Below are 19,701 nucleotides of genomic sequence, written 5' to 3'. Positions count from 1 at the left end.
TTCGATTTTCTTCAAATCATTGTAGCTTTTACTTGCGTATTTAACAGTGTAAGCACGAAATCCTATCACAAATATAACTTTTATAACCTAACTATTAAAATATGATAGTATTTGCTTCCTATATACCATAGTTTCAATTGACCTTTTGCCCGACCGCAATCTCGAAATTTGTACATGGGCGTATTTATAGGCTTGGTAATTCATGAATTGGTAAAAGAGCGCGGGCTTAAAGCCAAAGTTGTCGCGGATTATATCAATGTAAGTGAATCAACATTGTTCGGGATCTATAAACGTGAATCAGTCGATATTGACAAATTAATACTGTTGTCTAAGCTTTTAAACAAAAATTTATTTCTTTATTATCTAAACGAAGAACCATTAAAGAGTATGTTCAGTCAGGATTTTATTTCTCTTCAAAATAAGATTACAGAGTTGGAGACCGATTTACGGTTAAAGGATGATAAGCTTAAAGACATGATTGAAATTGTCGACACTCAAAAGAAAGTTATCGCACTACAGGAAGCAAACCATAAAAGAAGCGAAACAAAGTCAAAAAAGAGCAACAAGTAAATCCGCGCCTTGATTTACTAAATTGAGGTATATCCTCCTCTTTAAATTCAGTCGAATCAATCTATGATTGAATATTTCGATGTATCAGTTATTAGATGGATTACAGCTACTCAAAGACTTTATTGCTTAGATCGCCATCTTTAAGTATTAAGAATTACTCTTTAAGTTTGGATTCTTTGCTAAAAAATCCAAACTTAAAGTCGATTTTCTTTGCCAGCCCTGCACTGTATAAATTGTTGGAACAAAAAAAGTTTGATCCTCTATTGCTGACAGATGGGCAAATTAAAAGTATTCTGCGATATTTCAACCGAATGTGTTTTAGACCTACACCATTCGGAACATTTGCTTCATTCACGACTATTGAATGGGGTGAAAAAGAGGCAATAGTACTGGAATCACCTGCTAATTTTAAAACGCATATTAGTTTTGATCAAACGTACCTAAAACCACTCGCAGAGCGGATAAACAATCTTAACATTAACCAGAAGCACTACCTGCTTAATCCCGCACTCTACCCCTGGAGTAAGGATTACAGATTTATAAAAACGAGTTTTTCAGACAACAGCCCCCAAATTTTCTTTGATCTGGAATCATTTGAGCGCAATAAGCTGACCACCGGCATCCTCGATTACCTGCATTCTGGCAGAAAAAAAGGTGACGAGATCATTGGTCTTATCAGGTCGATTACCGGTTGTGATGAAGATACAGCCAGTGATTATCTGACATTTTTGGTAACAGCTGGTATTGTGATCAGCGATACCTCGATTAATATTATCGGGCAGGATTACTTAGAGCGAATGTTAGATCAAGCGTCTGAGCCTAACCGCTTTCAAAAAGTGTTTGGGGATATTTTGCAAAATTTAAAAAAGGTTGAAATACACGACTTAGCAGCACTTATTTCCATAAGCGGCAGACTGAACGAGCTGTTGGGTATCAATGAGGAACAGCAACCGAAACAATACTTTTATGCAGGATTAGAAAGTAAGATAAGATCTGGATGCCTTGGCACTGACCACCAAAATGATTTACGCGATGGCTTAAAAGCGATGTCCGTTTTAGTTGCACCTCAGCAACCGGCAATGTTGCAGGATTTTATCAATGCTTTTAGGCTAAAGTATGACAAACAAAAAATATCATTACTGCAGGCACTTGACCCGGATATAGGCATTGGTTATGGATCACTCGAAAATGTTGAAAATGAAACAGATCTACTACGTGACGTGAAATTTATGTCGCGGCAGGCTAACCAAAATAGCGTCGTATGGTCTGGTGTTCACCGGATGTTGTTATCTAAATGGACGGCTGGTAAGCCTAATTCAAATCGTATCGATTTAACGGATGAGGATTTAAGCTTGTTGAACAAAACGCAGGCCCTCCCCTCACCCCCTACAATTTCTGTACTTTTTAGGGTATTGGAAGACGGTACTTACCTGGAATCAGTTGGTGGCGTTACGGCAACTGCGTTACTCGGCCGGTTTGCGGCTTGGAGCAAAGATGTGTTATCATTAACAAAGTCAATGGTTAATGAAGAACAACGAGCAAATCCTAATGTGATCTTCGCGGATATAGGGCAGCTTTCTGACCAACATGCAGATAACATTAACCGGAGGCCACATAGTTATGAATATGAGATACCAATCAATGTCGTGTCAACTTTACCTGTAGAAAAACAGATCGCGTTACCTGATCTATGGCTCTCAGTGGTTGGTGACCAATTGGTTTTGGAATCCAGACGTTTGAACAAAGTAATAATCCCACGCCTTTCTTCTGCTTATAATTTCAACCGTAATCACTTAGCTATTTTTCGTTTGCTTTGTGACCTGCAATATCAGGGCGTACAAGGTTCATATACTTTTCATTTAGAAAATTTCTTTTCTGGTATGCCCGCTTACCCAAGGGTTACCTATAAGCATGCTATTTTAAGTTTGGCCTCCTGGCATTTATCAGCAGATGAGGTTGATCTTTTAAAAAGGTCAAAAGAAGACCCGGCTATCAAGATTTTCAATGAGTTAAAAGAAAAGCGGAATTTGCCGCAGTTTATCTCCCTGAGCAATTTTGACCAGCAGTTAGTATTCGATCTGGAAAATATGGAGGAGGTCAAACTCTTGCTGGACTCTTTAAAACGGGGCTCACCCGCCGTATTACAGGAATTTATTCGGCCCGCACCAATTGTGCTCGATCATACGGGTAGCCAAACAATGGTTAATCAATTCGTTGCTTCCTTATTTAAAACGAAGGAAGTTTACCCTGGAATTCGCGCTGATGCCCCTCTGAGAGATAGCCATATTCCTTCTGATTATGTGTTAGGCAGCAAGTGGCTCTACCTGAAGTTTTACTGCAACCCTGCCATAGCAAACGAATTGCTGGTTAAAAAACTGCTTCCTTATTTGTCACAAATAGACAAAGGCCAATTTCATTCCTGGTTTTTCATTCGGTATCGGGATTCAGCCTATCATATTAGGTTACGGTTACATATCGAAGAAAATGCCATTGGTTTGGTTCTTTCCGGCCTGAAAAAACGCATCAACAGCACAGTTAAATATCATTTAATTCGCGAATACCAGGCGGATATATACAAGCGGGAAATGGAGCGCTACGGTGCAGACCTGATCGAATCAGTCGAGGGTATGTTTTACGGCAGTAGCGAGTTGGTGGTAAATTTTATCAAAAAAACTTATCTAAAGACATTTGCATACTCCTACCACAGCCTTGCCTTCGTATCCGTCGTACAACTTTTAGAAGCATTTATACCTGACATTGACGAACAGATTAGCTTTTTGGAGCAAATGGTTAATATTTTCTATGCAGAATTCTCCTCGGACAAAACCTTGAAAGTTGATCTGGATCTGAAATTTCGTGAATTGAGAGCGGAAGTTGGCCTTTTGTTAGGTGATGAAATGTTTTACGATAAATTAGGATTAAGGTATTCGGCTAATTTATTCACGCTACATTTAAACAATGTACGTCGCAGATCCGCTCAATTTGAAAGCAAAAGAAATACCCAGTTATTAGCGGACCTGGTCCATATGCACATTAACCGCTTGTTCGTTGACCGGCAACGTAATAACGAACTGGTTGTATATTATGTGCTCTACAAATATTTTCAATCTCATCGGGCGAAAAACAAAACGAACCGTTAAAACTTTCGCCTTGATTTGAGTAGCAAGGCGTTCATCTTATCAAGAAAGGGTTCTTTGTAATACCGCCCTAAATTAAGATGAGTATTATTTTCTAAGGTGATCCTGGTTTGTTCCACCGCTTTGATCCGTTCTGTATTAACAATAAAGGATTGGTGAATCCTGGCAAACTGATCCAATGGCAAATATTGCTCTATCTCGTTGATAGTAAGGTATGGCATAATAACCTCGTTGCCCACATAGATCTTGATGTAATTTTGTGCGCCTTCGACATAAAGAATATCCTTGATCGCTACTTTGATCATCTTACCCCTTGTTTCAGTTTTGACAAAAAAGAAGTTCCGCTTTTTCTCCTGTACAGGTGCTGCCAGTGCAACAGTCCTTTGTATTCTTTGAATACATCTCCTGAACCTTGGATAACTGATGGGTTTTAGCAGAAAATCAAAAGCTTCCTTTTCAAATGCTTCAAACGCGAACTCTTGGAAGGCAGTAGTAATCACGATCTTCGTGTAAAGACTAACCAGGGGTGCAAATTCCATCCCCGAAAGCTCAGGCATTTCAATATCCAGAAAGGTAATGTCTGGAGGATCGGCGCTGGTTACCTCATTCAAAGCAACCAATGGGTTTGTGGAATATCCATACAATTCTAAACCCTCAGTTTGTTCAATATACTCTATTAGCATTTCTACGGAATGAAGCTCATCATCCACTACATAACATTTTAAACTCATAATTGCATCTTTAATTCTACCCCAAAACTTTCTTCCTCATCCACCATCCTCAAATCGTATTGATGCTTATAGCTGTGCTCTAACCGCTTGATGACATTTTTGATGCCTAATGATCTGCGACGCTTAACTTCCGGCTCGTGTTTTTTAAGGTTCCAGCTGGAAAACGTTAATTCATTATGCTCATTGACCGAAATATGAAGTTTAGCATGTTCATCCTTTTTCCTCAGATAGCCATGCTTAAAAATATTTTCAGTTAGTGTCAGTAAGATCAAAGGAATAATCACCGGTGATTCCGTGTCTGCCTGGTATCGAAAATCGATCCGAAGTTCATGGTCGAACCGGAGCTGGTTGATCTCGATAAAGTTCTCAATTTGCTCAACTTCCTTGCTTAGTTTAGTTCTGCCGTTGATGTCTACATCATCCAAGGTAAAACGCATAATATCAACCAATAGCAAAACACATTGCGAAGCCGCTTTTGAATACTTATAGTAAGTATTGTGGATGAAGGTCAGCGTATTGAAAAGTAAATGCGGGTTGATCTGCTGTTGTAGGTAAGCATTCATCGCCTCTGCCAAATTTCGCTCCAGTTCGGCATTTTCCTTCTCGGTAGTGAGTTGTTTCGTTTCACTATCAAAAGCACGTTTACGGAAAGTGCTCGTTCTTAGGATTGACCAATACAGCGCACTAAACCCAATGAAATAAATTCCTCTATAAATATTGGGTACCAACATGATTTTGATATAGGAAAGTTCATCGGGGAATCCATCAGCAGGGATCGATAACAAAAAATCAAGGCAATATTTGATCAACAGGTAAGCCACCATTTCAAAGACGACAAGGATGGGGATCACGATGAGCGAACGGGACTTGGAACGGATACCGAAGGGAAACAAAACCAATGCGTTGAAATAGAACAATACAATATTCAACGCATAATAACATGCGATATCAAATGGGCTGCCGATGCGCCCGCCACTGAATAAAATAAAGGTTAACTCGTAGCCAATGAAAATACTCCAACCTGTTAAGTGTCGGAGGAAAATTTTCAAATCATTTTTACCCAAGAAGATAAGGCTGGATTGTAATCTCATTGTCATCGAATGTTATGTTTCTACAGCAACATGTCGTGCGTGTAACAAAGTTTCATAAAAGCTTCTGTACCCGGATTTTGAGGGAAAAGTTATCATTATGAAAAATCCACAAGCAAAACTATTCAAGAAAAAAACCAGCAAACTGTATCGTTTCAACCCTTTATCGGAATCCAACGGCTTTGAAACAACGGTTGGCGATCCTACCAATACCACGATTACCATTCTGACAACGGTTAGTCATCAGTCCGGCTTTGGAAAATCAGTCAACGTTGGACAGCTTAAACTGTAATTGCTAATTTAATTAAAAATTAAACAATGTTAAAGGACGAATTGACGTTGCTGGCAGAATGGGCGGTCAATATACTTGCCGCTTTAGAAACAAACAGTTCAATCACCAAAACCAACGATCTTGAAAAACGAATTTCTACGGAATGCCAGCGGATCAAAAAAGTCTGGACAGACTTTTTGTTGAACCAGCCTAAAGAGGCTGTCATCAAAAGGTATGTTGCTTTTCAACAACAGATCATTGTGGAATTGGCTGATCAATTATTTGGCGCTATTCAGCGTGGTAGGATGTCAGATCTGGCAATGACAGACATTAACTTTCAACAAGCGGATAAACTCTTAAACTGTTTGCTCAACCTGAAAGATTTTCAGGTACAGTATTTTAACGTGTATATCGATGAGAACGGCAAAATACCGGATGCAGCGATAGTAGATGTTAGAAGACGACTGTCAGACGCTGCGGAGCAGTTGAGTGCAGGATTACAAGAGGTTGAAATGGATTTGGGTTTAAAGGCCTGTATCCGCGATTATTTATCACCCATTATTGGCGCGGAGGTCAACGCCCCGCTTAATTATAGGACGGCAGAATACATTCTTTCCTTCATTGAAACGGTTGAGGCTACAACATCTTTTGAGGACGACCGGGATTTAACACATGCCGTTATTGAGGTTCTGTTTTATTTGAACTTTAATCAAAGCGGCTTTTGTCATTGGTACGAGGAAAACCTGATCAGTAAAAAACAATTGGTGCGACCTGCGGATCAACCTTTTTTTATGAACAAGCAGATGCTTACACTGAAATCCTTGCAGGTAAATACGAAGATCAATTACGATCCAAAACTTGCGCCGGTTAATAGCCAGCTTGAAAACTGGTTAAGTGAATTCACCAAGCAGGAAACCTTCCCTTTTGAATTGTCGGATAACGTGCAGATCGAAAAATTGGAACTCAAATTAACAGTGGCGCAAATGGCGCTATTGATCAGGCTACTATATGATGAAGGTGTTTTTGCTATTAAAAATATTGCGGCCATAATCAGGTTTTTTTCAGCCCACTATACCAGTAAAAAGCAGGAAAATATCTCCTCAGGGAATATGAATAAATTGTATTACACCAGTGATCAATTTACGGCAGCTGTCGTAAAAGACCTTCTCATTAAAATGGTCGCCCGAGTTAACAAAATGTTCTTTCCAACCTAATTATATGAAAGTATTTGCTGAACGTTTATTTGGTGCCCTGGACAGGGAATTGAATGAGGTGCCCCTGAATGTGCACACAACAGAAGAGCAATATCGAGCATCGATATTGCTGTGCAAAAAGGCTATGGCTAAGTTAAAAAGCTATATCTCCACTTATGCTTTCGAGGACAAACAAGAGGAAATGAACTTTTTCAAATTGATCAAACCTCAGTTTTACAGCAAGTATATTTACTTTATAAACGTCTACAACTTTATTATGCAGAAGCCCCTTGGTGGCGACGAGATAGTAAAGGAGTATATCACCTACGAATTGGCCGATTTAAAACGCTTTTTTGACCATAACCAGGCTTTTTACCAATACTACCGGTCTGGTTCATCACAAATGGACGAGATCTACTTTACCCGTGGCGGCTTTGATGTGCAGGCAGAGTTGGAAGATTTTGAGGAGGACGAAATGTACTCCACCAGCCACGACTACAAACTATCGAAAATCATTGCCAACGAAAAATACCAGGATTATCTAAACCTTGAATTACAACGGATCATCCTTCATGACGAGCAATCACAGGAAACCGCCATCGAATCCCCGCTAACCTGGACCGCCAATAAAACTGACCTCGTAGAATTAATCTATGCGTTAGTGGCCTTAGGCGTATTTAACAACGGTAACGCGGAAATTAAAACAGCAGTGAGTTTTTTCCAAGTTGCGTTTCATGTAGAACTCGGAGCTTACTATCACAAATACACGGACATCACACGCCGTAAAAAAGATCTTACCTCGTTTTTGGACAAATTAAAACTGGCCTTACTGAGGCGGATTGATGAGAAGATGGACGAAGATTTTACGCTGCAACAAAAGATAAAATTCTAACCTATCCACATTTTTACTTGAATTTCAGCTGTGCAAGCACGATTCAGGCAAAAAAAAACACCTACCTCATGTACAAGGGGTGAAAAAGAAATTCGGAGTACTTCAACCTTTGCTTAAGAGATCGCCGCATGGTGCGGTGGTTATTAAACCAAAGCTTATGTTGTCTTCAGTCTCCTGGCAGCAATTCTTAGCTGTCCTGACGTTCATCGTCTTAGCCTACTATTGCTATGTAGGGCTACGGTATTACCAAAAGGAATTGTGGGCCTTTGTGAATAGGAAGCCCGCTACGGGCAAGCTCCCGAGTCCAAACTTAACCTCGTCCTTCCAGGTGATGGGTTTAGCCAAACCTGATCACGGCGTATCCATCTCTGACACGAGCGATTTGCAATTCGCCGTTGAGGAAGAACCTGAAACAGAGATCGCCTCAAAAGGACATGAGGTAGTCGTGAATACAAGACCGCAAGACCCGACTAATGATCTGCTACAAGATGTATCCCATTTGGTGGAAGCCTTTAAAGAGATTGATGATAAATCCGAATTCCTCTCTCTGCTTCGTATCCAGTACAGTTCTTACCGATCACCCGAAGCCAATTCAGTCGACTGGCCATCTGTAAAGCAGCGAACGCTAATGCTGTCAAAAGACAAACTTCCATTTACAGTCACCGAGGCAGATATTCAGCACAATTGACAAATAACTCTTTGTAAACCCTTTAATTCTTTTGTTATGAAAAATCAACAAGTAAAAATCCTAAAGGATTGGAAATCAACATTGACCCGCATCACCGTATTCCTAAGCACTTTATTTCTCAGCTTCCCGCTTTATGCACAAGACGGAAATGCGGGTATCCAGGAGGCAACTACACAGGTAAAAAGCTATTTCGATACCGGAACCAGTTTGATGTATGCCATTGGTGCCATTGTAGGACTGGTGGGTGCGATCAAAGTCTACAAAAAATGGAACGACGGCGAGCACGACACCGGTAAGGTAGCCTCCAGCTGGTTCGGCAGCTGTATCTTTCTAGTTGTTGTAGCCACGGTTTTGAAATCATTTTTTGGGGTATAAAATAGTTCGCCATGGCAATCTATCAGATCAACAAAGGCATTAATAAGCCTATTGAATTTAAAGGTTTGAAAGCGCAGTATATAGGCTATCTCGCCGGTGGCTTGGTCATGTTACTGGTTGTCTTCGCCGCCACGTACATCATGGGCATACCTGTCAGTATATGTCTGATCATTATTGCGGCTTTAGGCATCCTGCTCTTTTATCAGGTCTTTAAATTAAGCCACAGATATGGTGAACATGGCCTGATGAAAATGGCGGCCAAACGATACCTGCCGAACCACCTTAAATTCAGTTCCCGGAAAATTTTCTTACGGTTAAAACGATAATCATGACCTCACACAGCAAAGCGGAACAAGTTTTCCCAATTTATAAGATCGAGCACAATTGTTTGATCTCAGCGCAGGGCGATATGACGCTTGGTTTCAAAGTTAAGCTTCCCGAGATATTTACCTTGTCTAACGATGAATATCATGCTTTTCACGAGGCATGGATCAAAGCGCTTAAACTCCTGCCGAAGAACAGCGTTTTTCACAAACAGGATTGGTTCATAGGCGACAGCTATCAGGCGGCCTTTGCAAAGGATGGTAAAGCGGTGTCGGAAACATTCCTTTCCCATTCCAGCGAAGGGTATTTCAATGAGCGCGCATATCTGCATCATCATTGCCACATCTACCTGACGAAAAAGCCGGATAAATTTAAATATTACACCAGTGCGGTAAGTACCCTGATGCGTAAACGGATCGTACCGGTAGAAACCACTTGTGACGAGCTGTTTTATGACTTTCAGGATAGCGCCGGGCAATTTGTACGTGTATTGGAAGATAGTGGGCTGATCTCACTAACCCGTTTAGATGATGATCAGTTAGCTGGGACGGTCAATAAAACAGGGGCTCTAGAGCAATATTGCTTTTTGTTGAACGAACATCAGCCGCCTGTTTTGAAAGACCTGCACATTCAGGACGAAATTCGAATTGGGGATGACCACTGTCAGCTTTATACGATGAGTGATGCCGAAGACCTTCCGCCGTTATGCGGGCCAAGGATCACCTACGATAAATACAGTACCGACAAGACAAAATTCAGTACAGGCTTTGCCACACCGATCGGTGGGTTGCTGAACTGCAACCATTTATATAATCAGTACATTTTTATCGAAGATAGCCAGCAAACCTTAAAAAAACTGGAGGCTAAAAAACTGCGCTTACAATCCCTTTCAGCCTACTCGCGTGAAAATGCGATTGGCCGGGATGCTACACACGACTTTTTGAATGAAGCCATCGGCCAGCAGCGCTTACCGGTAAAAGCCCATTTCAATATTTTGGCCTGGACAGATAACCCAACCGGTTTGAAAGACTTGAAAAACAAGGTTAGTTCGTCTTTAGCGCAACTGGATGCCCAGCCCAAACAGGAAACGGACGGTGCTGCGCAGATATGGTGGGCAGGCTTGCCAGGAAATGAATCAACTTTCCCCATGAATGATTCCTTTGATACCTTTGTCGAACAGGCCACTTGTTTTCTCAATCTGGAAACGAATTACCAATCAAGTTTAAGCCCCTGTGGATTGAGGTTAGGTGATCGACTTTCCGGTAAGCCGGTACATGTGGACATCAGCGATGATCCGATGAGCAAAGGGATCACCACGAATCGTAATAAGTTTATTCTAGGTCCGTCAGGCAGCGGTAAGTCCTTTTTTACTAACCACTTGTTGCGAAGTTACTTTGAACAAGGTGCGCACATTGTTTTGGTTGATGTAGGTCATAGTTACCAGGGTTTATGTGAATTCGTTGGTGGTTACTACTTTACTTATACCGAACAGAACCCGATCAGTTTCAATCCCTTTTATATCCCTGAAGGCGATTACCTGGACACAGAAAAAAAGGAAAGTATTAAGGCGATGATCCTGGCCCTCTGGAAAAAGGAAGACGAAGGTGTGCAGCGTTCAGAATATGTAGCTATCTCTGATGCGTTGTATCACTATTACGAAAAACTGAGGAACCAACCTGAGATTTTTCCATGCTTTGATACTTTCTATGAGTTTTTAGGGGGTGAATTCTATCAAACGATGAAGCAGTCGAAGGTTAAAGACCACCGTTTCGATATCGACAACTTAATATTCGTTTTGAAACCATTTTACAAGGGAGGGGAATATGCCTACCTGTTGAATGGAACGGAAAACCTGGACCTCCTGCAAAAACGGTTCATCGTTTTTGAACTGGACAATATTAAAGACCATCCCATTTTATTTCCTGTCGTTACCCTCATCATTATGGAAACCTTCGTATCCAAGATGCGAAAGCTTGATAAAGCGACAAGGAAGATGATCCTGATCGAAGAAGCCTGGAAAGCTATCGCACGGGAAGGAATGGCCGAGTATATCAAGTACCTGTTTAAAACGGTACGGAAGTATTTTGGCGAGGCGTTGGTGGTTACGCAAGACATTGAAGACATCATCAGTTCTCCCGTGGTAAAACAAGCGATCATTAACAATAGTGACTGCAAGATTCTGCTTGACCAACGCAAATACCAGAATGACTTTCCTAAAATTCAACAGCTCTTAGGTATAACGGACAAGGAAACCGCTCTGATCATGAGCATGAATAGGAACAATGATGAAACGCTAAAATACAAGGAGGTTTTCATCAGCCTGAATGGCCAGCTTTCTAAAGTGTACCGCACTGAGGTGAGCCGGGAGGAATATTGGACCTATACCACCGAATCATCGGAAAAAGCAAAAGTACATGCCTACGCTAAAAAATACGGAAGTATACAGCGCGGTATTGCGGCTATCGTACGGGAAGAATTAGAACAAGCAGCATAAATAAAATTATTTGATATGAAAAGTGCATCAATCGTAGCGATGTTTCTCGCTTTTTTACTCAGCCGTTGCAGCGATGCAGGTCATGCCGTAGAGATTAGTGGGACATACGTAAACCAATCGGAAGATGAATACACTAAAAGCTATGACACTTTAGTTGTCACGCCTTTTGAATCCAATAATAACACCTTCATGGTACTGTCCAAAACGGGGTATCAAAAAATAAGAAATGGCGTGATACAACCAAAACTGTATAAACAACGCAAGTGGACAACACAGTGGGATGAGCAGGCTAAAATTCTTTCCGAAGGTGCATTAGGACGAAAATTCTATTACAACTCATATAAGAATTCACTCACGATTCAAGGGTACGAGTACATAAAAATTAAGTAATCAGGAACGTTACAATTGACATGATTCACCGGCCAGTGCCGGAAGATTGGAGGTGTTATGAAACAACAAATGAAAATGATTATTGCATTTCTTTTTATGACCGGGTTCTTTACAACAACGGCTTACGAAGTGAGAGCTCAATTTATAGCAACTGAAGTCATCAAGGTAACGGTAACAAAGGTGATCAAAGCCATTGATTTGAAAGTTCAGCGAATGCAGAATAAAACTATTTGGTTGCAAAACGCTCAAAAAGTGATCGAAAACCAACTTTCCAAGTTGAAACTCACCGAAATTTCAGGGTGGACCGATCAGCAGAAACAGCTTTACAGTGATTATTTCACGGAGCTTTGGAAGATCAAATCGGCCATTGCTTACTACCAGCGGATCAAAGACGTGACGCTTAAACAAGCATCTTTAGTACAGCAGTACCACCGCGCCTGGGCCTTATTCAGGCAGGATAAACATTTCAAGCCGGAAGAGCTGCGTTACATGGAAAATGTGTACAGTGGTATTCTGAAAGCCAGCATGCAAAACCTGGATCAGATCCTGATGATCATCAATGGCTTCAAAACCCAAATGACAGATGAACAACGCCTGGAACTCATTGATCAGGCCAGCGATCAGCTGGACGGGAACTATAATGATCTAAAGCAATTTAATAACCAAAATATTAGTGTCAGCTTACAACGCAGTCGCGACTTAGCAGATACTAAATCAATCAAAAAATGGTATGGGATCAATTAAAAACATCAAGCATAAGGCCGATCAGATCAGCCTTAAAAGTAAGGTTTTGCTAACCTATACATTACTCACTTCAGCAGCAGCCTTGCTGTCCGCCCATGCGGATGCACAAACATTTGCCGAATGGTTCTCGCAAAAGAAAACCCAGAAAAAATACCTGTTGGAGCAGATCGCTGCATTACATATGTATTCCAATTATGTCAAACAAGGTTACAACATTGCGCACAACGGATTAGGCACGATCACCGGAGCGCTTGGACAGGAATTTGGGCTGCACAACGAGTATTATTTCAGGCGCAGTACAATAAACTCAGTAGTGAAAAACAGCCCGCAAGTGAACCAGATAGTGAACTGGCAAAATGAGATGTTGGGCAGGTTTACCCGGATCGATCAAAACAGTGAATTCACACTCGAACAAAAGGTCTACCTCGATAAAGTAAAAAAATCATTGTTAGCAGACTGTGAACACCAGTTAACGGCACTGCACAACCTGCTCGAAGATGGGAAACTGCAAATGAATGATGAGGAACGCATCAGCAGGCTTAACCAGATCCATGCCGCTATGCAGGACAACTACCGTTTCACTTCCAGTTTTATTGGGCAATTACAAAGATACGGCCTCCAACATCAACAGACTGGTCGGGATAATAAGGCAATCATCAGACTATACGGCGATCATCATTAAACTGTGAATTATGAAAGAACACATCATAGGATTAACCACTACGGTTTTGCTCTTTATTTCAATCAGCTTTTCCAAAACGGCTAATGCGCAGGGCCAGGAAATGCAGCAATTATTATTGAATATCGAGAAGCTGACCCAGCTGAAAAGTATTCTTGCCGATATGAAGACCGGCTATCAGATCTACGAGCAAGGGTATGGTACCGTATCTTCCTTAGCTAAAGGGAATTTTAGCTTGCATAGCGTCTACCTCAATGGCCTTTTACAGGTAAGTCCGGTGGTTCGGAACTATGGCCGGGTTGCAGAAATAGTAAGCCAGCAAGCCAGTTTACTAAATGAATATAAGGCGGCCTTTACTAAATTTAAGAAAAGCGGGAGTTTCAATGCGAAAGAACTGGATTACATGGGCACCGTTTACTCCCGCTTAGTTAAACAAAGCCTTAATGATCTAAGTGAACTGGCCAACATCCTCACGGCGACCAAGCTTCGGATGAGCGACGATGAACGGATCAAAGCCATCGACCGTATCTACACCGGCAGCACCGATAAGCTGCAATTTCTTCGGTATTTCAACCGGCAGGGCATCATGCTTAGCTTGCAACGGACGAGAGAAAAGGGCGAAATCCAAACGGTAAAACAACTTTACGGGATAAACAACTAATTCAGATCTATATGAAAAGGAAACATTTGATAGCCGCGATGATCGCGGTTACCGCTATTGCTTTGCCCGGACTTTCCAAAGCCGAGGGCTTGTCAGGCGACATACAGGGGTTACAAGGCACGCTCAATCAGGTTTACAACGACATGCTGCCTATGTGCAGCCAGCTGGTCGGTGTTGGCAGGGCTATCGCCGGGTTTGGTGCCTTAGGGTATATCGGCAGCCGTGTTTGGCGGCAGATCGCCAGTGCCGAGCCTATCGACTTTTACCCGCTCTTAAGACCTTTCGGATTGGGTTTAGCCATTCTGTTATTTCCAACGGTGATCGCCGTGGTGAACGGGATCATGCAGCCTACAGTAAATGCCACAGGCGGAATGGTCAAAAACTCAGATGCTGCTATCGCAGCGCTGTTAAAAGCCAAACAGGAAGCAGTGGAAAAAACGAATACATGGCAGATGTACGTGGGTACTGATGGTGATGGAGACAGGGATAAGTGGTATAAATACACACATCCCGATGATAAAACAGGAGACGGCGAAGGTATGCTTTCCAGTATCGGTAATGATGTAAAATTCGCGATGGCCAAAGCATCCTATAACTTTCGCAATACTGTAAAGCAATGGATGAGCGAAGTTTTGCAGGTCCTTTTTGAAGCAGCTGCCCTTTGTATCAACACTATCCGAACGTTTTACCTGATCATACTGGCCATTTTAGGCCCGATAGTTTTTGGCCTTGCTGTCTTTGATGGTTTCCAGCATACGTTGACAGTTTGGCTGGCCAAATACATCAATGTATTCTTATGGCTACCAGTGTCTAACATCTTCGGGGCTATCATCGGAAAAGTACAGGAAAACATGCTTAAGCTGGACATTTCCCAGGTACAAACCGCTGGTGATACTTTCTTTAGTTCGACTGACACTGCCTATCTCATCTTCCTGATCATCGGTATTATCGGCTATTTCACCGTGCCCAGCGTAGCCAATTATATTGTAAATGCAGGTGGCGGCAACGGCTTATTGCAAAAGGTCAATTCGATGGTCACCATGGCATCCAATACGTCTATGCAGGCTGGATCCGCGGTGGGTAGCCGGATGGCAAGCGGGGCACTCAACCTCGTTAATGCGCCGGGTAACTTTATGAAGGGCTGGAATAGTGCCGGGCAAAGTGCATCACCTAAGGCAAATGACCTCCAGGCACAACGCATCGCTGGTAAACAAGAATCATAAAATTAAAACTCGAGGATCATGTTCACACATCTCAAAAACATCGAAACGGCTTTTAAACACGTCAAAATATTTACCTACCTGCTGATCGCAGCGTGTATGGTGATCTCTTGTTTTGCCATGTACAAGAGCTATCAGGCAGCCGATATGGCTGGCCGGCATATCTATATTCTCGCTAATGGAAAAGCGTTGGAAGCATTTGCTGCGGACCGAAAAGATAACATCCCGGTGGAGGCTAAAGATCACATCTCTATGTTTCATCATTACTTCTTTACACTCGACCCGGATGAAAAAGTGATCAACGCCAACATCAGTAAAGCGCTTTACCTGGCTGATGAAAGCGCCAAGAATCAGTATAATGACTTAAAGGAAAAGAGTTACTATAACAACTTGATCTCCGGTAATATTTCTCAGCAGGTCATTGTCGATAGCGTTCGACTGGACATCAACCAATACCCTTACTATTTCAAATGTTATGCGACCCAAAAACTGATCCGGTCCACATCTACGGTAAACCGGAGTTTGATCACCCAGGGCTATTTAAGGAACGTTACCCGTTCCGATAACAATCCGCACGGTTTCCTGATCCAGCATTGGGAAACGATAGCTAACAAGGACACGACCATTCAACGACCATAGCCATGAAGTTTTTCAAAGATAAAAACACACATGCCACCGAAAACCCGGCATCAGATCGGGCGGCAGCGGCTATTGCTAATGCCATCCTTCATTTAAAGAAGCGTTTGGCAACGGCGATCAACTTATGGTTCAATGGATTTTCTAAAAGGCAACAAAGATGGATTTTAGGTTTGGTTACTGTGTCTATAATAACCTGGTTATTAAGCACGCTTAACGGACCTTTTAATGCTTTTTCAAAACAAAGTAAAGTACCGTATAGTGCGGCTCACATCGGGCAACCATCAGATTTGCCTATACCGCAAAACGGCCAAAAACAACTCACTGATTCATTAACGATTAAATAACAGATCATGGAAGCAACAGCTAAAGGCGGTCAACTGCCGCTGCATACACCGGATTTTATAAAAGAACGCAAGTTCATGGTGATGATACCTGTACTTATCGTTCCCTTTCTCCTTATGGCGTTTTGGGCCTTAGGTGGTGGCCGTCACCACGATGGTACCAACGTAAATAACCTGGCAAACGGGTTAAATACTACCTTACCACAGGCACAGTTCAAAGACGAGAAAGAAAAGGATAAGATGGGTATCTATCAAACCGCTAAAAAGGATTCGGTGGAATTGAATGCCGATGGCATAAGTCCCGCCTTTACCCAAGCTTTAGGATTTGATGGCACAAACCCGGCCTCGAAGGATTCTTCCATAAAGTTTAACACCAACGTAACATCGGAAGCAACTGCAAACAGTGCCGAAGCCAATGAAGTGCAGATCAAAGCAAAGCTCGCACAGATCACTAGCCAGATCGATCAGCCGGAACAAACACGTTATTCAGGTGGTGGTTCACAGACTCAGGAGAGTAATGCAGATGTTAAACGGCTGTCGAAGATGATGAAAAGCATGAACAGCGCGGGTGCAGAGGCTGATCCTGAAATGAAACAGTTGAGCAAAATGCTGACGCAGATACAAAATATTCAAAACCCCGAAAATGCTACGGAAAAGAAAAGCGTCAGGAAGACAGAAAAGCCTTTTAAAGCAATTGCCGCGACTATCGATGGCAAACAAAAAGTGCGTGACGGCGGTGCCGTCCGGTTAAAACTGACTGATAGCGTAACGCTGAAAGGGCAACATTTCCCAATCGGGCAAGAGGTCTACGGGACCGCACAGGTTACCAATCAAAGGTTAGTTATCCGTATCAGCAATATTCGTTTAGACCAGCAAATTGTACCTGTAGATCTGATCGTGTATAGCCTGGATGGCATGCCCGGCATACCCGCGCCTGAAGCGGAACTAAGTGCCGAGGTTGGTTCCAATGCCAATACGGCGTTGCAAAACATGCAGATCCTGAGTATGGATCAATCTATAGCTTCCCAGGCGGCAGCCGGTGGCGTTAATGCCGCAAAAGGCTTGTTCAGCAAAAAGATCAGGAAGATCAAGGTAAAATTAGATGATCAGTATCCCGTACTGCTTAAGATCAACAAGTAAGTTCAAACAGTAGGCAGTTCTAAGTAACGAAACCAATCAATTTTATAACATATAACTAAGTAACGATGAATACCGAAAATGCAGAATTTTTGAAAAAAAGCTTGCTGAACCTGGGGTTTGGCGAAAGCTTAAATGCAGACCTGGAAAAACAGATTGCCGCGAGATCTCCGGAGTTCAATCTTCAAACCCGTCATGAGTTCAACCAGAAGGCAATTGATTACACGTTGCACTTCAAAGCAGGTGATAATCATGAAATGTACTTTTTCAATAAGTATGATGCGAATATCCCGCATCAGAATGATCCGGCCAAAGACCTGAAACAAAGTTTTTTCATTAATAAAGGCAGCGGCATAACCGCTAAAGAAGCCTTTAACCTAATGGAAGGCCGTGCGGTTCACAAACAGTTATACAACCTGGAGGGGCAGAAATATCAGGCCTGGGTTGCTTTGGATAAAGATAATCTGACCGAAAAAGGGAATATGAAGCTTAAACACTATCACGAAAACTACGGCTTCGATGTGAAGAAAGTGATCAGCGGTATTGGCATCAAAGAAATGGATAACCCGCAAAGCCAGGAAAATCTATTACGCTCTTTGAAAAAAGGCAATGCACAACAGGTAACTGTTGCGGAAGACGGCAAGGATACCAAGTATTATATCGCAGCCAACCCGCAGTTTAAAACGATCGACCTCTACGATGATAGCATGAAAAAGATCAAACGGGAATTGTTGCTGGAACCCGAATCGAAAACCAATAAAAAGTTACAGCAAAGCGAGCAGGCCAAGGAGGACCTGCCGGCAAAAAAGCAGACGCGTAAAAAAGGAATGAGTGTTTAAAAAAGTTCAGGAACGGGTCCTGGTGATCCGTTCCTTTAAAATTTAAAGCGATGACAGTACTTCATAAGATCAATCCGCTCCCCTTCATCAGCGACAAGCAATGGTTGAGCTTTGTTCGATTGATGACAGAAAATGCATTGGCCCTTAACAACAGGGCGCTTGTAAAAGCTGAGATCATGTTGACGGATGGCGGGCACTACCCCTCCGCCTATTTTCGCCTGACATCTGAGCTGGACGAACCTGCTGTCCAGCCACTCTTACAGGAAACATCAGGTTTTAGTTTAGGCTTTGACTTAGACTGGGATGAAGATGTGATCATTCAACCACTAACACCGCAAGGTTATGAGCAAGACTGGTTGAATGAAAATGGCATAATCGCTGTCTTTACCTACCATGATATAGGTTTACGCCGCATTATCAGGTTTTTAAAAGAGGAACTGAAACTTTGGGAAATATCTGGAACACCGAAGAACATACCAGCCCATCCTCTTGACTGGAGGGAATTAAGATTAGATTTATGATTTGGCGGTTCGAGTTTTTTCTTACAGTTACGCATGTTCCAGCAAAAAGCCGGCATCGATATGCAACTGCTGATAGACCGCTTTCAAGAAATCTACACCTGGCCTTTGTTTTCCATTCATGATCAACGACAGCTTGGCATCACTGATGTTGAGCTTTTGTGCCAGGTCACGTTGCTTTAATTTCATCTCGAACATGCGCATCTCGACCATACCTATCAATGTGGTAGGTGCATCAATGACATATTTAGCCTGCTCAAATGCTTGTGCTTGTTGGGCCAGCGTTCTGATCTCGCTCAATTCGTCTTGAGTAACATTTGCACTTCCTTTGGCCATCAGGCCATCGATCTTCGTCATTACTTGCTGATAATCAGCGTCGCTTTTTATCTCGTTCTTCATCGTCTTGATAAAAAGATTCTTAAAGTTTTTCTCGTCTTTTCCATAGACGGTTTATGGTGCACTATTGCTCAGATCGTAGTGCAATCGATCTTGTCATACGCTTTATGAGTTCCCACAAAACGGATGTAAACAGTTCTGATGTCGAAGAAGATCATGGCCACTATACGGTAGTGATTTCCCCTGATGTCGAAAACGAAACGGTCGTTTCCCACGGCATCTACGGTATTGAACATGGCTTTGATCTCATGAAAATTTGCCCAGTCTGCCTGCTCCACCAATCGGTACCAGTTATTGAGTGCATCTTTCGAATCAGCGTGTTTCTCAAAAAAATCTCGTAATGTTCCATAGCTGATAACGACCATGTTACCTGA

The 19,701-nt window shown here is 42.2% G+C and carries 23 protein-coding genes; 19 read left to right on the top strand and 4 right to left on the bottom strand.

All coding sequences use genetic code 11. The features are described from left to right. The first annotated feature begins 174 nt into the window (after window positions 1-174). Window positions 175-570: a hypothetical protein gene (locus QE417_RS00585; protein ID WP_311946846.1), complete on the top strand. Its 396-nt coding sequence runs from the start codon at window positions 175-177 to the stop codon at window positions 568-570. Between the two features lie 95 nt (window positions 571-665). After that, window positions 666-3,710 carry a lantibiotic dehydratase gene (locus tag QE417_RS00580; protein WP_311946844.1) on the top strand — a complete coding sequence of 1,015 codons (3,045 nt, stop codon included), beginning with the start codon at window positions 666-668 and terminating at the stop codon, window positions 3,708-3,710. Here the strand turns inward: QE417_RS00580 and QE417_RS00575 are convergent. Continuing rightward, window positions 3,707-4,438, bottom strand: a complete 732-nt coding sequence (locus QE417_RS00575; RefSeq protein WP_311946842.1) for a LytR/AlgR family response regulator transcription factor — start codon at window positions 4,436-4,438, stop codon at window positions 3,707-3,709. The genes QE417_RS00580 and QE417_RS00575 overlap by 4 nt on opposite strands. After that, the gene (locus QE417_RS00570; protein WP_311946841.1) at window positions 4,435-5,529 is read right to left on the bottom strand and encodes a sensor histidine kinase; all 1,095 of its coding nucleotides are present in this window, start codon (window positions 5,527-5,529) and stop codon (window positions 4,435-4,437) included. Before QE417_RS00570 ends, QE417_RS00575 begins: the two co-directional genes overlap by 4 nt. 97 nt (window positions 5,530-5,626) lie before the next feature. Here QE417_RS00570 and QE417_RS00565 point away from each other — a divergent pair, with 97 nt between their 5' ends. From QE417_RS00565 to QE417_RS00485, 17 genes are all read left to right on the top strand, one after another. After that, window positions 5,627-5,818, top strand: a complete 192-nt coding sequence (locus QE417_RS00565; RefSeq protein WP_311946839.1) for a hypothetical protein — start codon at window positions 5,627-5,629, stop codon at window positions 5,816-5,818. A 26-nt stretch (window positions 5,819-5,844) separates the two neighbouring features. Continuing rightward, a complete protein-coding gene (locus tag QE417_RS00560; RefSeq protein WP_311946838.1) occupies window positions 5,845-7,011 on the top strand; it encodes a hypothetical protein in 1,167 nt (388 codons plus the stop codon). A 4-nt stretch (window positions 7,012-7,015) separates the two neighbouring features. Next, window positions 7,016-7,882 (top strand): RteC domain-containing protein, encoded by an 867-nt coding sequence (locus QE417_RS00555; protein ID WP_311946837.1) that lies wholly within the window; start codon window positions 7,016-7,018, stop codon window positions 7,880-7,882. 79 nt (window positions 7,883-7,961) lie between these two features. Further along, complete coding sequence (locus QE417_RS00550; protein WP_311946836.1) at window positions 7,962-8,570, top strand: hypothetical protein; 609 nt, start codon at window positions 7,962-7,964, stop codon at window positions 8,568-8,570. A gap of 36 nt (window positions 8,571-8,606) precedes the next feature. After that, the gene (locus QE417_RS00545; RefSeq protein ID WP_311946835.1) at window positions 8,607-8,945 is read left to right on the top strand and encodes a DUF4134 domain-containing protein; all 339 of its coding nucleotides are present in this window, start codon (window positions 8,607-8,609) and stop codon (window positions 8,943-8,945) included. An 11-nt stretch (window positions 8,946-8,956) separates the two neighbouring features. Further along, entirely contained in the window at window positions 8,957-9,271 is a 315-nt protein-coding gene (locus QE417_RS00540) for a DUF4133 domain-containing protein (RefSeq protein ID WP_311946833.1), read from the top strand. A gap of 2 nt (window positions 9,272-9,273) precedes the next feature. After that, on the top strand, window positions 9,274-11,763 hold the full coding sequence (locus tag QE417_RS00535; protein WP_311946832.1) for a TraG family conjugative transposon ATPase: 2,490 nt from the start codon (window positions 9,274-9,276) through the stop codon (window positions 11,761-11,763). Window positions 11,764-11,778: 15 nt separating this feature from the next. After that, the gene (locus QE417_RS00530) at window positions 11,779-12,153 is read left to right on the top strand and encodes a hypothetical protein (protein ID WP_311946831.1); all 375 of its coding nucleotides are present in this window, start codon (window positions 11,779-11,781) and stop codon (window positions 12,151-12,153) included. A 69-nt stretch (window positions 12,154-12,222) separates the two neighbouring features. Next, window positions 12,223-12,897, top strand: coding sequence for a conjugal transfer protein TraI (locus QE417_RS00525; protein WP_311946830.1), 675 nt, complete (start codon window positions 12,223-12,225; stop codon window positions 12,895-12,897). Beyond that, window positions 12,884-13,579 carry a hypothetical protein gene (locus QE417_RS00520; protein WP_311946828.1) on the top strand — a complete coding sequence of 232 codons (696 nt, stop codon included), beginning with the start codon at window positions 12,884-12,886 and terminating at the stop codon, window positions 13,577-13,579. Before QE417_RS00525 ends, QE417_RS00520 begins: the two co-directional genes overlap by 14 nt. Window positions 13,580-13,589: 10 nt before the next feature. Continuing rightward, window positions 13,590-14,237 (top strand): TerB family tellurite resistance protein, encoded by a 648-nt coding sequence (locus QE417_RS00515; RefSeq protein ID WP_311946826.1) that lies wholly within the window; start codon window positions 13,590-13,592, stop codon window positions 14,235-14,237. Between the two features lie 11 nt (window positions 14,238-14,248). After that, window positions 14,249-15,460, top strand: coding sequence for a conjugative transposon protein TraJ (traJ, locus tag QE417_RS00510; protein ID WP_311946824.1), 1,212 nt, complete (start codon window positions 14,249-14,251; stop codon window positions 15,458-15,460). An 18-nt stretch (window positions 15,461-15,478) separates the two neighbouring features. Then, window positions 15,479-16,096 (top strand): conjugative transposon protein TraK, encoded by a 618-nt coding sequence (gene traK, locus QE417_RS00505; protein WP_311946822.1) that lies wholly within the window; start codon window positions 15,479-15,481, stop codon window positions 16,094-16,096. Between the two features lie 2 nt (window positions 16,097-16,098). After that, window positions 16,099-16,440 carry a hypothetical protein gene (locus QE417_RS00500; RefSeq protein WP_311946820.1) on the top strand — a complete coding sequence of 114 codons (342 nt, stop codon included), beginning with the start codon at window positions 16,099-16,101 and terminating at the stop codon, window positions 16,438-16,440. Between the two features lie 6 nt (window positions 16,441-16,446). After that, window positions 16,447-17,577, top strand: a complete 1,131-nt coding sequence (traM, locus tag QE417_RS00495) for a conjugative transposon protein TraM (RefSeq protein ID WP_311946818.1) — start codon at window positions 16,447-16,449, stop codon at window positions 17,575-17,577. Between the two features lie 65 nt (window positions 17,578-17,642). Further along, entirely contained in the window at window positions 17,643-18,413 is a 771-nt protein-coding gene (locus QE417_RS00490; RefSeq protein WP_311946816.1) for a hypothetical protein, read from the top strand. A gap of 50 nt (window positions 18,414-18,463) precedes the next feature. Next, window positions 18,464-18,934, top strand: coding sequence for a hypothetical protein (locus tag QE417_RS00485; RefSeq protein WP_311946814.1), 471 nt, complete (start codon window positions 18,464-18,466; stop codon window positions 18,932-18,934). Between the two features lie 27 nt (window positions 18,935-18,961). On the opposite strand, the gene QE417_RS00480 is transcribed toward QE417_RS00485, so the two are convergent. Together QE417_RS00480 and QE417_RS00475 are read right to left on the bottom strand one after the other, a co-directional pair. Continuing rightward, window positions 18,962-19,330 carry a helix-turn-helix domain-containing protein gene (locus QE417_RS00480; RefSeq protein ID WP_311946812.1) on the bottom strand — a complete coding sequence of 123 codons (369 nt, stop codon included), beginning with the start codon at window positions 19,328-19,330 and terminating at the stop codon, window positions 18,962-18,964. Window positions 19,331-19,398: 68 nt separating this feature from the next. Then, window positions 19,399-19,692 (bottom strand): type II toxin-antitoxin system HigB family toxin, encoded by a 294-nt coding sequence (locus QE417_RS00475; protein ID WP_311946810.1) that lies wholly within the window; start codon window positions 19,690-19,692, stop codon window positions 19,399-19,401. Window positions 19,693-19,701 lie beyond the last annotated feature (9 nt).

The sequence above is a fragment of the Mucilaginibacter terrae genome (assembly GCF_031951985.1).
In the GTDB taxonomy this organism is placed as follows: Bacteria; Bacteroidota; Bacteroidia; order Sphingobacteriales; family Sphingobacteriaceae; genus Mucilaginibacter; species Mucilaginibacter terrae_A.
This window is presented reverse-complemented; position numbering and strand designations above follow the sequence as displayed.